General features: G+C 60.8%; 12 protein-coding genes. 7 read left to right on the top strand and 5 right to left on the bottom strand.

Annotated features, from left to right (window positions below; all coding sequences use genetic code 11):
• Window positions 1-133: 133 nt before the first annotated feature.
• Together ACP26L_RS32625 and ACP26L_RS32620 are read right to left on the bottom strand one after the other, a co-directional pair.
• A complete protein-coding gene (locus tag ACP26L_RS32625; RefSeq protein WP_426449762.1) occupies window positions 134-622 on the bottom strand; it encodes a YtxH domain-containing protein in 489 nt (162 codons plus the stop codon).
• Window positions 623-684: 62 nt separating this feature from the next.
• Window positions 685-939, bottom strand: a complete 255-nt coding sequence (locus ACP26L_RS32620) for a GlsB/YeaQ/YmgE family stress response membrane protein (RefSeq protein ID WP_426449761.1) — start codon at window positions 937-939, stop codon at window positions 685-687.
• Window positions 940-1,155: 216 nt separating this feature from the next.
• Here ACP26L_RS32620 and ACP26L_RS32615 point away from each other — a divergent pair, with 216 nt between their 5' ends.
• From ACP26L_RS32615 to ACP26L_RS32605, 3 genes are all read left to right on the top strand, one after another.
• Window positions 1,156-1,719 (top strand): RNA polymerase sigma factor, encoded by a 564-nt coding sequence (locus ACP26L_RS32615; RefSeq protein WP_426455191.1) that lies wholly within the window; start codon window positions 1,156-1,158, stop codon window positions 1,717-1,719.
• On the top strand, window positions 1,700-3,457 hold the full coding sequence (locus ACP26L_RS32610) for an extracellular solute-binding protein (RefSeq protein WP_426449760.1): 1,758 nt from the start codon (window positions 1,700-1,702) through the stop codon (window positions 3,455-3,457). Before ACP26L_RS32615 ends, ACP26L_RS32610 begins: the two co-directional genes overlap by 20 nt.
• A gap of 335 nt (window positions 3,458-3,792) precedes the next feature.
• Window positions 3,793-4,671 carry a helix-turn-helix domain-containing protein gene (locus tag ACP26L_RS32605; protein WP_426449759.1) on the top strand — a complete coding sequence of 293 codons (879 nt, stop codon included), beginning with the start codon at window positions 3,793-3,795 and terminating at the stop codon, window positions 4,669-4,671.
• On the opposite strand, the gene ACP26L_RS32600 is transcribed toward ACP26L_RS32605, so the two are convergent.
• Window positions 4,668-5,543: a helix-turn-helix domain-containing protein gene (locus ACP26L_RS32600; RefSeq protein ID WP_426449758.1), complete on the bottom strand. Its 876-nt coding sequence runs from the start codon at window positions 5,541-5,543 to the stop codon at window positions 4,668-4,670. The genes ACP26L_RS32605 and ACP26L_RS32600 overlap by 4 nt on opposite strands.
• Window positions 5,544-5,658: 115 nt before the next feature.
• Between ACP26L_RS32600 and ACP26L_RS32595 the strand changes: the two genes are divergently transcribed.
• The gene (locus ACP26L_RS32595; protein ID WP_426449757.1) at window positions 5,659-6,870 is read left to right on the top strand and encodes a glycoside hydrolase family 88 protein; all 1,212 of its coding nucleotides are present in this window, start codon (window positions 5,659-5,661) and stop codon (window positions 6,868-6,870) included.
• A 203-nt stretch (window positions 6,871-7,073) separates the two neighbouring features.
• A complete protein-coding gene (locus ACP26L_RS32590) occupies window positions 7,074-7,751 on the top strand; it encodes a DNA-binding response regulator (RefSeq protein WP_426449756.1) in 678 nt (225 codons plus the stop codon).
• Between the two features lie 113 nt (window positions 7,752-7,864).
• Here the strand turns inward: ACP26L_RS32590 and ACP26L_RS32585 are convergent, their stop codons facing one another.
• Complete coding sequence (locus ACP26L_RS32585; protein ID WP_426449755.1) at window positions 7,865-8,032, bottom strand: hypothetical protein; 168 nt, start codon at window positions 8,030-8,032, stop codon at window positions 7,865-7,867.
• A 2,148-nt stretch (window positions 8,033-10,180) separates the two neighbouring features.
• Window positions 10,181-11,110 carry a helix-turn-helix domain-containing protein gene (locus tag ACP26L_RS32580; RefSeq protein WP_426449754.1) on the bottom strand — a complete coding sequence of 310 codons (930 nt, stop codon included), beginning with the start codon at window positions 11,108-11,110 and terminating at the stop codon, window positions 10,181-10,183.
• Between the two features lie 255 nt (window positions 11,111-11,365).
• Between ACP26L_RS32580 and ACP26L_RS32575 the strand changes: the two genes are divergently transcribed.
• Together ACP26L_RS32575 and ACP26L_RS32570 are read left to right on the top strand one after the other, a co-directional pair.
• Window positions 11,366-12,106 (top strand): ThuA domain-containing protein, encoded by a 741-nt coding sequence (locus ACP26L_RS32575; RefSeq protein ID WP_426449753.1) that lies wholly within the window; start codon window positions 11,366-11,368, stop codon window positions 12,104-12,106.
• A gap of 235 nt (window positions 12,107-12,341) precedes the next feature.
• Window positions 12,342-13,598, top strand: coding sequence for an ATP-binding protein (locus tag ACP26L_RS32570; protein ID WP_426449752.1), 1,257 nt, complete (start codon window positions 12,342-12,344; stop codon window positions 13,596-13,598).
• The last annotated feature ends 175 nt before the right edge of the window (window positions 13,599-13,773 follow it).

The raw sequence follows: 13,773 nt of genomic DNA, 5'->3' as shown, positions 1-13,773 counted from the left end.
AAAGAGTTTATTCCGCCCATTGAATATTCGCCGCACGAACCATCAACAACTCTAACTTCTCAGCCCAATAAGAAGAGGCCCGGATTCTCCAGTGGAGAACCCGGGCCTCTTGCCGTGGGATCGCTGCTTCTTCTTAGAAGCGGGTCGTCGAGAATTTGGATGCGGAGTCCTCTGCCTTGTCCTCCGCCTTATCGAGCGAGCTCTGTGCCGCGGAAGAAGCGGACTCGAGCGCCTTATGCGCCGAGTCGGCCGCCTGATTGAGCTTCTGCTCGGACACACTGGCCGCCTGGTCGATCGCTTCATGGGAAGCTTCGGCCGCGGAGCTTGTGGTCTGCTGAGCCTTCTCGATCAGCTCGGAGCCGCGTTCCTTCACCAGCGTAGCCGTATCGGAGGCTTTTTCCTTCACCATGGATGCGGTGTCGGCTGCTTTCTCCTTGGCCATCGCCATATACTCAGCGCCCTTGGTCTGGATCGTGTTCACTACGTCCATGAGGTCGCTGCGGAGCTCGCGGCCCGTCTTAGGCGCCATCAGCAGGGCCACCAGGGCTCCTGTAGCCGCGCCAACCACCGTACCCAGCAGCAGGGAGCTGCTTCTGCTTTCCGTCGTGTTCACTGTACTCATGACGATCACTCCTTCGAAATGGAATATGGATATAAGGCGTCAGGTTGTCCTTGGGACCGTGCTTATGCTGCGCGGTTCATACCGCGGGACAGCAGGCTGAGAATCAGGACGAACAGCGCGGCACCGATGATGGCCGGTACAACCGAGAAACCGCCGAGCTGAGGGCCCCAGCTGCCGAGCAGCATACCGCCGATCCAGGCGCCGACGAAACCGGCAATCATGGAACCGAGAATACCGCCCGGCATCCGGCCCGGCGCGATCGCAGAGCCGATCACACCGATGATGATAGCCATGATGATCATGATAATCCAACTCATTGTCACTCACGCTCCTTTTCTCTAAGATCCCTTTTTCGCTTGTTCAGCGCTTGCTTGTCTCTTTTTACCCGGGGGGTCAGGGGGTGAAACAAGCCTCGGGAAGCGGGGAAGGTGCCCTGGGGGAGACTGCAAGCGGGCGGTAAAAGAGCACTTATCCGTGGTCCAAGGGAACTTTAGGAGCCCGGCTCCCGTCCAATAAGCAGAGAGGTGAGCCGGGTGGCGTTCGAATACCTGAAATCGCTCTCCGGCGGAATGGACCGGAGCTGCGTGCTGTCGGAGCTGATGGGGGCTTACGGGGAAGATGTGTGGAATTACGCGTTCTTCCTGACCCGCGATCATGCGTTGTCCGACGATATTACCCAGGATGTGTTCGTGAAGGTATATGAAAAGATGTACAGCTTCCGCGGGGAATCCAGCGTGCGCACATGGCTGCTCGCGATCACCCGCAATCTGGTCCGGGACCACTGGCGTTCGGCGTGGTTCCGCCGGGTGATTCCCTTCGGGTCGCCGAGGCGCGAAGAGCATGGACCGTCGGCGGAATCCCTTGCGGTCTCGCAGCTGGTGACTGAAGAGGTCTGGGCCGTCGTGCTGGCGCTTCCCCGCAAGCTGCGGGAGGTGCTTCTGCTGCATGCTCATCACGGCCTGTCCTATGCGGAGATTGCGGCGCTGCTCGATCTCTCCCAGGGCACCGTCAAATCGAGGCTCTCGCGGGCCCGTGCCAAAGTATCCAAGGAGCTGGAGAGGGAAGGGAGGGAGCAGCATGAATCGCAAAATGGATAGGCCCACCTGGGAGCAGCGGCTGGGAAGCCGGCCGCCTCTGAAGGAAGGGGGCTACTCCCGGGAGCTGGAGGGCCGGGTAATGCAGCGTGTCGCTTCTGGCCGGCCTCCCGTCCGGCGCCGGCTGATCCGCTGGAGCCCGGTGCTTGCCTGCGGCCTGCTGCTGGCGATCGGAGTCGGGCAGGCGGAGCAGCTGGCGGGCTGGGCCGGCCGCCTGGGCGGTATGGTACAGACGGACGGGAGCTCCCTGAACGGAGGGAAGCCCTTCACGCTGCGGGTTGCCGCGGATTCGGCGGCGGACTTCATGGCCGCTTACGGAGAGGGGTTCGAGCAGAAGTACCCCAACGCGGAGCTGCAGGTAATCCCGCCGAAGCGGCAGGGTCTGAACAGAACCGCCGCCGGGCAGGCATGGGGGGACTGGTTCGCGGACCAGCGGCCCGACGTGCTGGAGCTGGAGGCCGACCGCACTTTCGCCGAGCTGGCTGCCGAGGGGCGGCTGCAGACGCTGGAGCTGCTATCGCGGGATGAGGGCTGGGAGCGCGGGCGGATGCACCCCGGCGTGACCGCCACGCTCCGAAGCCTTGGCGGCGGCGGTCTGTACGGCATCGCGCCGGAGTATGAGCAGCTGGCGCTCTACTATAATTCTTCGCTGTTCGAGCAGTATGGCATCCCCCTTCCCCGCGACGGGATGACCTGGGGGACGCTGCTCGAGACGGCGTCCCGGTTTGCCAAAGCGCGCGGGACAGCGGAAGAGCGTACGTATGGCCTGGCGGCGGATGGAGGGCTCTTGCTGCTGGAGGGGCTGGTGCGGTCGGCGGCATCCGGAAGCTTGGGGATGCTGGATAAGGAGGGCCGGGTCAGCCTGCGGTCGGGCGGCTGGGAAAAGCTGTGGGAGCAGGCCGTGTCGGCGGCGCGCAGCGGAGCGGTCTATCTGCCGGGGGCAGCTGCATTGGCGGCTGACGGAGGGAAAAGGGCGGTGCCGATGGGCGGTGCATCTCAAGCGGCCAAGACAGCGGAAGCATCGGCGGCTGACGGAGGGAAGAAGGCGGTGCCGATGGGCGGCGCCGCTCAAGTGGTCAAGGCAGAGGAAGCTTTGGCGGCGGACGGATCGTCCGCCGCCGGGGAAGGCGGGACAGGCCCTGTGGACGGAGCAGCCCTCTCTTCGGGCGAGGGTGAATTTCCGTCTGAGGAGCCGTCGGCTCTCTGGCTGTTCCTGCAGGGCCGGGCGGCTATGGCGCTAGGGCCTTATGATTGGGCCCGGCGCCTGGATGAGGCGGCCCGTACGAAGCCGGACGGCACGGCGGTCGACTGGAACGTCGTTACGGAGCCGGCGGTTGCTTCCGGGAGGATGAGCGAGTCGACGACCTTCCGCCTGCGCTTGGTATATGCGGCTTCGGCGGAATCCCCGCAGCCGGACGCCGCCCTGGCGCTGGTGAAGTATATCGCCGGCGAAGAGGCGGCGAAGCGGCGCGCCGCGGCAGCGGGCGAGCAGTACTTGCCCTCGCGGCTGCCGGGCCTGACGCTGCGGCTGCTGCAGGGCAAGCATGCCGAAGCGTTCTACCGGCTGCAGCCGCCGCCGCAGGCACAGGCCGCCGCAGGCCTGCCGGCGAGGCTGAGCGAGGCGCTGCCGCTGCTGGCGGCCGAGCGGTTCGCCGCAGCGGTGACCGGCCGGCAGCCGTCGGGCGCCGCGCTGCGGCAGCTGGAGGCGCAGCTGCAGGCGGTGCTGGACGGCGCGAAGTGAGCCGCACGAAGGCAGAGAGCGCGCCGGGGAGCAGCGGGCCTGCGGGCGAGGCCGGGCGGTTCGCGGCGACGGTGACCGGCGGGCAGCCGTCGGGCGCCGCGCTGTGCAGCCGGATCCCGCTGCGCGCCATAGGCCAACCCCATGCGGCACGTCGTTGTGCCTGCACCGGGTTGGCTTTTTTCTACCCGCGCCTCTTGGGCCTCATCTCTCCGGGGCCTTTTCCCTTCCGCCGTATGGGCAGCATCAGTGATCCGCGGTATGATGTACCTATGGAAAAACAACAATCGTGTGGGACCGGCTGAGAGGGTACGCCAACAACGCGGGGGGACGGAGAGATGGAGCAGGGGCAGCTGCAGATCATGAGGAGTTATCTGGACAATGCGCAGATGACGCTTGATACGGTGCACTACACGAAGGTCGGCACGAACTGGCGCTACCGCTTCGAGAATCCGGAAGAGAATCGGTTCTACTTCATCCGGGAGGGAAGCGGGTGGATCCGGCTGCGGGGACGCTTGTACCACCCAAAGCCCGGGGAGCTGCTGCTCCTGCCGGCGGGGGCGAAGCTCGAGCTCGGCCTGTGCGGCGAGGAGGATCGCTTCGGGAAGTATTGGTGCCATTTTGGCGCGAAGGTGGGGGATGTGCATCTGTTCCAAATCCTGGACCTCCCCTTCAGCATCCGGGTGAAGGATGAGGCTTGGCTCGAGGGGCAGTTCCAAACGCTGGAATCGCTGTACCGCAGCCATGCCCTGACGGCGCCCCTGCGCATTAAGGCTGCACTGCTGGAAGTGGTCTCCTACTACATGGAAGAGGCACTTCTTCAACAGGAGGAACAAGCCATAGCGCTGGCCCCGTCCGCAGCCGAAGGCAAGATTACAGCCGTACTGCATTACATCGACACGCACTTGAGCGAGGGGATTACGGTGGAGGAGCTGGCGCGGCAGATGCATTTTCACCCGAATTACTTCATGCCGTACTTCAAGACCATGATGGGTCTCTCCCCGATCGCCTACATTACACGCAAGCGCATGGACAAGGCGAAGGAGCTGCTGCGGGACACGGAGGTTCCGGTGACGGAGGTGGCGGAGGCCATTGGACTGGAGCTGGCTTATTTCTCAAGGCTGTTCAAAAAGCAAACCGCCCTCTCCCCGACCCAATACCGCAGGAACGCGAGGGGACGCCGCCCGGAAGCCCCCTCAGCCGCATCGCCTGATTAACCTTCTTTTCGGAACCGGTGGGGGGACTGTCCGACGTGTTTTTTGAACAGCTGGCAGAAGTACGAAAAGCTTCCCAGCCCCACCTCCCTGCCGATCTCCTGCACGGGAAGTCCGGTCGTACGCAGCAGCCAGCAGGCCTGCCGAATCCGCCTGGCCGTAAGGTACTCCGTGAGGGAGCTCCCCACGTACTTGCGGAACACGGCGGAGGCATGGTTCGGCGACAGGTGCACGGCTCGGGCCAGCTCCGCGAGCTCGAAGGGATGGGCATAGTGGGACTCCACCCAGGCCATCATCTTTTCCGCTGCGGCGGAGCCGCTGGGGGCCGGCCGGTCGGCAGGGGCGGCGGCCACCGGAATGCAGCTTGACCGGATATAGTCCGTGAAGGCGGTAAGGAAAAGCAGCTGCTCCTCCAGCTGGACAGGGGAAGCCGGACGCGATTCAAACCGGCGTTCATGCAGGCCCAGCAGCAGTTCACCGGCCGCCGGATCTTCGCTTTGGAATGCAGGGGGGGCTAGGGGATCCTTCCACAGCATCCGCAGGAACGTCTGAAGTCCGCTAAATGGTGTCAAGGCCTGCTCCAGCACATCCGGCTCCAGGACGAATAACGAGCGGATATAAGGCTGTGCCGGCTGCGGGGTTACATGAATCCGGTGCAGCTGGTACGGCTTGAAGATGAGGATGAGGCCGGGGGACATCTCAATGATTTGTTGTTCAACAACGGCCATTCCGCCGCCCTCGTGTACATACAGGAGCTCGAGACCCTGATGGGCATGGTAATAGTCCACGAGTCCATCCGTCCGCTCCTTGCGGAAATTGAGCCTGATGGGATGGGTATTCAGGTTCAGATAGTTCGTCAGCTTCAGGATGGACACCTCCGCTTTGAATCGTAAGATAACGATATTTTAGCATAAGAGCGCTGCACTTTGCGGGCGTTCTTTTTGGTATGCTGGGTGCAATCACAATCAAAAGAAACGGGAGCGTGGGCATATGGCAGGCGGCGCAGGTGCGATGGATGGGGCGGCAGGAAGAGGGGCTTCTTCTTTGCAGGGGGAGAGTGGAACGGGGATCTGGGCGGATGCCGGGCAGCTGGGGGACATCCTTCCGGAAGTGTGGACGGCGCTGCAGGCCAAAGTCAGCCGCATGGTGGATCAGATCGGGGACAAATCGCCTCACGTGGCGAGACCGGAAACCGGTGTGTACGACGACTTGCGGGCCGATTGGTGGACGTCGGGCTTTTGGCCGGGGCTCCTGTGGATCATGCACGATATGACAGGGGAGGCCGTATACCGTCAGGCGGCCTGGCCGTGGGATGAAAAGATGGAGCGTCTCACCCTCGAGGACAATAGATTTCACCATGATGTGGGGTTCCAGTTCCTGCCGACCGCGGTTATCAAGTATAAGCTGACCGGGGACCCGGACGGACTGCGGCGGGGACTGCAGGCGGCGAACTTCCTGGCGGGCCGGTTTAACCTTGCTGGGCGTTTCCTGAGGGCCTGGAACGGGGACAACATCGGCTGGTCGATCGTCGATTCCTCCATGAATCTGTCCCTGCTCTTCTGGGCTTCCGAAGAGAGCGGGGACCCCCGCTTCGCACAGATCGCCCGGGCTCATGCCGACACGGTGGTGGAGCATTTCATCCGCGAGGACGGCTCTACGAACCATATCGTGTCGTTCGATCCATTCACCGGCGCGGTCATCGATTCCCTGGGCGGCCAAGGGGCGGCACCGGACTCTTCGTGGAGCCGGGGGGCAGCGTGGGCGCTGCACGGGATGGCGAACACGTACCGCTATACGGGCGACCGGCGGTATCTTGAGGCTGCCCGGCGCGTGGCTCATTACTTCCTGGCCTGCCTGCCGGAAGACGGCGTGCCGCACTGGGACTTCCGTGCAGCCGCCGACCTTGCCGGTGAACCGCGCGATACGTCGGCCGGCGCATGCGCCGCCTCCGGCCTGCTGGAGCTCGCAGATGCGCTCCCGGGTCCCGAAGGGGCCGTGTACCGGCGAGGAGCCGAACGGATTCTGCTCGGGCTCACCCGGCACTACGGCACCTGGGACCGGCCGGAGCACGAGGCGATCCTTCTCTCGGGCACGGGCCACAAGCCGGCCGGGCAGAACGTCGACGTGTCGCTCATCTACGGCGACTATTATTATGTGGAGGCGATCGCGAAGCTGATGGGGTGGGAGCGGCGTATTTTTTAGGCCGTGCTGGTCTGTAAGCGGGCTGTCTTTACAAAAACAACATCTGGATACCCTTCCAACGTATTGAAGATTCGGCTCCCATCCGGTATGATAAATAACGATAGAGACAGATGATGGTTGTGAAGCACACGCCGCTCATCCCCGCTTGGGGAAGGGCGGCTTTTTGTTTTTTGATTATGAGCTTGCGGGGAGGACGAATACAAATGGAGCCGTCAGAAGCATGGGAACAGGCGTATGCGGTTTATATGGGGGAGCAGGGGAAGTCCGCGGCGGGGGAGAGGCGCCGAAGGCTCAGGGAGGGGCATGGCCATGCGGAACGCAGGTTCCTGGAGAACGTCTGGTGGCCCGCTGTCGGGAATTTTGACTATCTGCAGGCGGAGTATGAGCTTCAGGATTTTCGGGATGGAACCCGGTTCTTGGATTATGCCTATATGAGGCCGCCGTATAAGGTATGCATTGAAATCGACGGCTATGGTCCGCACCATCGCGACTCGAGCCGCTGGCAGTTCGCGGACGGGCTCTACCGTCAGAATCAGCTGGTGCTCGATGATTGGAAGGTGCTGCGTTTTGCCTACGACGACGTGGTGGAGAAGCCGCGCCGCTGTCAGCAGCTTGTCCAGCAGTTCCTGGGCCGGTGGTACGGCGAGGAGGTATTCCCGGCAGTGCTCTCCCTGCGCGAAAAAGACATCCTCCGCTTCGCCCTCCGGGAGCACCGTCCGATTACACCCGTCGAGGCCGCCGGGTATCTCGGCATCAGCACACGCTATGCCCGGGAGCTGCTGCAGCAGCTGGTGGGGCACCGGCTCCTGCTTCCGGCGTCAGGCAGCCAGCGGGTGCGTGCTTACAAGCTGAATCCGCAGAGCAAGCCGGCGGTATGGTAGGGGGCGATGGCCAGGAGGGGTAAGAGGGGCTGCAGTAGGACCGTAGAAACGGAGGTCCTTAGCTAGCTGGCCAGACTCTCTCCCACGAACCATGGTCTGGGCGTACAATTCTTTTACGCCAGCAACCAACCGGTCACCAAACTGATCACCAAACCGAGTACCCAACCGATGACCCAACCGATCACCAAACCGAGTACCCAACCGATGACCCAACCGATCACCAAACCGAGTACCAAACTGAGCACCAAACTGAGCATCGAACCGAGCACCCAACCGATCACCAAGCCCAATCCAGTACCCTACTGCCTTTCTCATTAAACCTTCTTTTGACTAGGCACACTCCTTTGTTATCATCCGCTCCCTCCACCGCACGGCGCACTGTCTTTTCCCTTACCGGCTAACAAAGCCCGGAGTACACTGCTCATACGGATGGTAGGAGAGGGCGGTGAGTTGGAAGGGCGTAGGGCTGGTGGAAGGAGAGGGATGCGTGCGTCAGGGTGTGGATGGCAAAGGGGTGAGAGTAAACAGAGTCAGATTGGCTGGTGGAGGAGCGGGTACTGCGTGAGCAAGTCTGATGATCAGAGAGTGAGAGTAGTCAGGTTGGGTTAGTTGGTGGGAGTAGCGGGTAGGGTGCGTCGGGGATAGATGACTGGAGGGGGGGAGAGTGATCAGGTCGGGCTAGCTGATGGAAGGAGTGAGTAGGGGGCGCGAGGGGAGGGATGGCTGGAGTTAAGAGTAACCGGGTTGGAATAGCATGGTGGAAGGAACGAGTAGGTTGCTGCATGAGAGGACGGATGGCTGAAGGTAGAATAATCAGGTCGGGTTAGCTGGTGGAGGAGCGAGTAGGGTGCTCGAGAGGGCGGATGGTTGGAGGGGGAGAGTAATCAGGTTTAGTTAGCTAGTGGGAGGAGCGACTAAGGTGCGCGAGAGGCGGATGGCTGGAGGGGGGGAGAGCAATCAGGTTTAGTTAGCTAGTGGGAGGAGCGACTAAGGTGCGCAAGAGGACGGATGGCAAGGAGGTGAGAGTAACACAGAATCAGACTGGCTAGCGGAAGGGGCGAGTAAGGTACGTGGGAGACGGATGGCTGGAGGGATGTGAGTAATCGGCCGAATTAGCCGATGGAAGGAGCGGGTAGGGCACGAAAGATGACGGATGGCTGGAGGGGAAGAGTAATCAGGCCAGGTTAGCTGGTGAGAGGAGCGAGTAGGCTGCATCAGCATGGCCAGAGAGTGAGAGTAATCATGTAAATTAGCTGGTGGTGGGAGAGAGACAGAGTATGTCGGAAGAACGGATGGCCGGATGTGAGAGTAAAAAAGATTAGATTGGCTGGCGGAAGGATCGAGTAGGGTGCGCGAGAAGACGGATGGCTGAAGGTGAGAGTAATCAGAATCAGGTAGCTGGTGGTAGGAGAGGCAGGGGGCGTCAAAGGTTGGTTAGCTAGAGGTCGAGAGTAATCAGGTTAAATTAGCTGGTGGTGGGAGAGAGGCTGATTACGTCGGAAGAACGGATGACTAGAGGTGAGAGTAAAAAGGGGTAGATTGGCCGTAGGAGGGATCTAGTAGGCTGTATGAGAGGACGGATGGCTGGAGGTGAGAATAATCAGGTTAAATTAGCTGGTGGAAGGAGCGGGTAGGCTACATCAACAAGACTGATGGCCGGAGAGTGAGAGTACAGGCCTGTTAGCTGTGGAAGGAGAGAGGCAGAGTACGTCGGAAGAACGGATGGCTGCAGGTGGGAGAAAAAGGATCAGATTGGCCGTTGGAAGGAACGAGTAGGCTGCTGCATGAGAGGACGGATGGCTGAAGGTGGAATAATCAGGATCAGGTAGCTGGTGGAAGGAGCGGATAGGCTGCATTAAAAGGATCGTTAGCTGGAGGTCGAGAGTAATCAGGGCAGGTTGGCTGGTGGAAGAAGCGAATAGGGAGTACGAGAAGACAGAAGGCTGGAGGGGGAGGGGCGAGACTGTAGGCACACTTGATAAATAACGGAACTGAGATTCGTTATTATGGGAGAAATATGGAGTAAAATGGAGATAGCGGAACTCAGATTCCTTATTTGTGGACAAATCGATTGAATACCCCCGAATTTGGCTGAATAAGATACCTGAGTTCCGCTATTTTGAAAAATGGCCTCAAAAAAGGGGGGATAGCGCATCGTAGTTCCGCTATTTCCAAAATGGCTGCGCTTCGCGCCAACGCGCCTCGCGCCCGCGCTTTGCGCCTCGCGCCCGCGCTTTGCGCCTCGCGCCCGCGCTTTGCGCCTCGCGCCCGCGCTTTGCGCCTCGCGCCCGCGCTTTGCGCCCGCGCTTTGCGCCTCGCGCCCGCGTCTCGCGCCCGCGCTTCGCGTCTCGCGCCCGCGCTTCGCGTCTCGCGTCCGCGCTTCGCGTCTCGCGCCCGCGCTTCGCGTCCGCGCCTCGCTTCGCGCCCCGCTACAGCGCGTCCCCGCCAGGCCCCGCCTGGCTGCGCATGCGCTGTCGGAACTCCTTCGGCGAGCACTGGTTGTGGCGCTTGAAGAGCTTGTAGAACTGGGCCATGTTCGGGATGCCAACCTCGAAGCCGACCTCCATGATGCTGAGGTCGCGGGTGAGCAGCAGGCGCTCGGCGGTCTTGACCCGCTTGTAGTTCACATAGTCGACGAAGGAGAGGCCCATCGCCTTCTTGAAGTACTTGATGAAATAGTGGTAGCTGAGGTTGAGCAGCCCGCACACATCCTCGACCGCGATCTTCTCGCCGAGGTGGCGGTCGACGTAGTCGAGGGCGGGGCGCAGCCGCAGCAGCTCGGTATCGTCCGTGCGGCCGAGCACACCGCGATAGTCGCTGCGCAGCAGCAGGAGCAGCAGCCGCTTGATCGACGAGGAGATCGCCATCTCGTAGCCGCGCTGCTTCTGCTGCGATTCCTCGTAGATGTCCATCACGAGGCGGAACGCTTCCTGCCGGGCGTCCCCATTTTCGCGGAAGATATAGTTCAGCTCCCCGAGCGGCCTCGTCAGCTCCGAGAACGTCGACAGATACGGCATCGTGCTCTGGTCGAAGTGCTGGGCCAGATCCACCTGGAACACGACCTGACGGATCGCCGCAGGGTCGCTCTTGTAGGTCCGGTGGGGCTGCGAAGCGCCGAGCAGCATGACATCGCCGGGGCCGAGGATACGCGAATCGTCCTTCGTCTGCACCCCGAGCTGCCCTTCGAGCACGACGAGAAATTCCACTTCCTTATGGTAATGCCAGAGCCACCGGTCCGGAATCCCGTACGCGGGCACGTCCCAGTACAGCTCCCAGATCTTCAGCCGCAGCAGCGGATTTTGATAGACTACATTCTCATGGATCGCCTCCAGCGGCGATTCCAGTGCAGCGTTCGTCAACAGCTTCGTACACCTCGCTCCAACGGCTTTTGCAGGTTCCCAAATATGTATCCGTATTCAAAGCTGCCCTGCCCGCCGGCATGGCGCGATATCCCCCAGTATAGCACGAAAGAGGGAGCATGGCATTTTTGCATAAGAGCCCGGCAGGATTGAGCATATCTTTTTGGGTAAAGAATCAATATACTCAGAGGTATCCAATCACAGCAAGCACAAGCACACTCTTACCACAATACCCAAACCTTGGAGGGACCCGATATGGCACAATCCAAACTGCGTGTAACGATCTGGAACGAATTCCGTCATGAGAAAAAGAATGAGAAAGTCGCCGCCGTCTACCCGAACGGCATTCATACCGCGATCGGCGAAGGCCTGGGAGACGAAGTCGAAGTGACCTACGCCACGCTCGACGAGCCGGAACACGGCCTGACGCAGGAAGTACTCGATAACACCGACGTCCTCTTCTGGTGGGGCCATATCGCACACCACGAAGTGAGCGACGAAGTCGTGAAGCGCGTACAGGACCGCGTCCTGCACGGCATGGGCCTGATCGTGCTGCACTCCGGCCACTTCTCCAAGATTTTCAAGACGCTCATGGGCACCTCCTGCGATCTCAAGTGGCGCGAAGCCGATGAGAAAGAACGCATTTGGGTCGTGAACCCGGGCCACCCGATCGTCGAAGGCATCGGCGAGTACATCGAGTTCGAGGAAGAAGAAATGTACGGCGAGCACTTCGACATCCCTGCGCCGGATGAACTCATCATGGTATCGTGGTTCGAAGGCGGCGAAGTGTTCCGCAGCGGCTGTACGTTCACCCGCGGCCAGGGGAAGATCTTCTACTTCCGTCCGGGCCATGAGACGTATCCGACCTTCTACAACGAGCAGGTGCGCCGCGTGCTCTCCAATGCTGCGAAGTGGGCCGCTCCGTCCACTCGGGAGTATCCGAAGTACGGCAATCACAAGCCGCTCGAAGCGATTAAGGCGAAGACGAACGCTTAACGAAAATTTTTTGCACTTTTGTCAGGCTCGGAGGCAACCCGCAGGGGTGCCGCTTCCGGGCCTTTTTTGTTATACTAAGTTTTGGTAAGATATCCTTGTGGACAGGGGTTCACTGGGATTTACATAGATGGATAAGACATCTAGGGGCGCCGGAAGTCAGCGGATAGACCGGAGGGGGTCGGGCGGCTTTCGGAAGAGGCTCATTTAAAGAAGAGGGATAGATATGCTGACAAGCTTGTTTAGCAACATTCTGTTTTTGATCTTCCCTACCTTCCTGTTCCAGGTCTTCTGGGAGGGGAAGCGGCGCTTCAACCCTGACAGCCCCGTCATGCTGATGCTGGGGGCAGGGGCCATGCTGCTCTGCATGAATTTTCCCGTGATGATGTCGGACGGGTATTACTTCGATTTCCGGTTTACGGTGCTGGCGATTGCGGCTCTGTACGGAAGCCTGCGCAACTCGGCCGTGCTCGTGGGGGTTATGGTGGTCTACCGCTGGTGGATGGGCGACGACTTCTTCGGCCAGCTGTTCGTACTGGCCCTGCTCTTCACGCTGCTGATGCTGGCACGCAGCCAATTCACGACGCGCGCTCCTGCCATGCGGATGATCCTGGTAGTGGCCCTGTCGGTCGCTCCGGTACCGATCCTGCTGCTCGGCAAGCCGCTGATGTTCGAGGACATCCCCCTAACCCGGGAGCTGATCGAACAGTTCCTGACCGTGACGGGAATCCAGGCCCTGGGCACGTGGATCGTCATCTTCTTCATCGAAAAAGTCCTTGAAGCCCATGCGATCCGCCGGGAGATCCGGCAGGCCGAGAAGCTGCGGGTGATCAGCGACCTGGCCGCCAGCGTCTCCCACGAAGTGCGCAACCCGTTAACGGTGGCGCGGGGCTTCCTGCAGCTGCTGCTCGGCTCATCGAGGTCCGAGAAAGAGAGCCGGTTCATGAAGCTCGCGCTCGAAGAGCTCGACCGGGCGCAGGAGATCATCGGCGACTATCTGGCGTACGCCAAGCCCGATGCGGACCGGCTGGAGGAGCTGGAGGTCGAAGACGAGATCCGCTATGTCACCGGGGTGCTGCAGCCGTATGCGCTGTTCGGCGAAGTCGAGATCGAGACGGACTGCCCGGAGCATAACTGGGTGCTCGGCGAACGGCAGAAGTTCCGCCAGTGCCTGATCAATCTGGTCAAAAACTCCATTGAGGCGATGCCCGAGGGAGGGAAGCTGCGGATTGCGATCCACGCCCTGCAGAACAAGGTTGAAGTGCGGATTGTCGACAACGGTACGGGGATGACGCCGGAGGAAGTGAGCCGGATCGGCAAAGCCTTCTACACGACCAAAGAGAAGGGGACCGGCCTTGGCACGATGGTCGCGTTCAGCATTATCAAGGCGATGAACGGCCGGATTGATATCCACAGCAAGAAGGGCGCCGGCACGGAGTTCACCATTCTGCTTCCGAAGGCGAGGCCGATTGATAAATTTGGAAGCGCTGTATGATCCTGAGGAAACAGGGGCTTTATACATACGCAAACCTGCATCGCATCCGCTGCACTTCAGACTAAGAAGAAGTCGGGGGGACGGCGGCATACTTACCTAAGCAAAAAAGCCGGAGCTTCCCGCCCCGACTCTCGAGAGAGAGGTCGGATGCGGAGGAGCTCCGGCTTTTTCAACT

The sequence above is a fragment of the Paenibacillus sp. S-38 genome, from assembly GCF_049942825.1.
Taxonomy (GTDB): domain Bacteria; phylum Bacillota; class Bacilli; order Paenibacillales; family NBRC-103111; genus Paenibacillus_G.
Note: the sequence above shows the minus strand (reverse complement) of the source record. Positions and strands in the feature narration are given on the sequence as shown.

Bases quoted from the DNA above. Each gene is read 5' to 3' on its own strand.
- ACP26L_RS32575 (WP_426449753.1), top strand. From the start codon at position 11,366: ATGGCACAATCCAAACTGCGTGTAACGATCTGGAACGAATTCCGTCAT.
- ACP26L_RS32595 (WP_426449757.1), top strand. From the start codon at position 5,659: ATGGCAGGCGGCGCAGGTGCGATGGATGGGGCGGCAGGAAGAGGGGCT.
- ACP26L_RS32605 (WP_426449759.1), top strand. From the start codon at position 3,793: ATGGAGCAGGGGCAGCTGCAGATCATGAGGAGTTATCTGGACAATGCG.
- ACP26L_RS32590 (WP_426449756.1), top strand. From the start codon at position 7,074: ATGGAGCCGTCAGAAGCATGGGAACAGGCGTATGCGGTTTATATGGGG.
- ACP26L_RS32610 (WP_426449760.1), top strand. From the start codon at position 1,700: ATGAATCGCAAAATGGATAGGCCCACCTGGGAGCAGCGGCTGGGAAGC.
- ACP26L_RS32620 (WP_426449761.1), bottom strand. From the start codon at position 939: ATGAGTTGGATTATCATGATCATCATGGCTATCATCATCGGTGTGATC.
- ACP26L_RS32625 (WP_426449762.1), bottom strand. From the start codon at position 622: ATGAGTACAGTGAACACGACGGAAAGCAGAAGCAGCTCCCTGCTGCTG.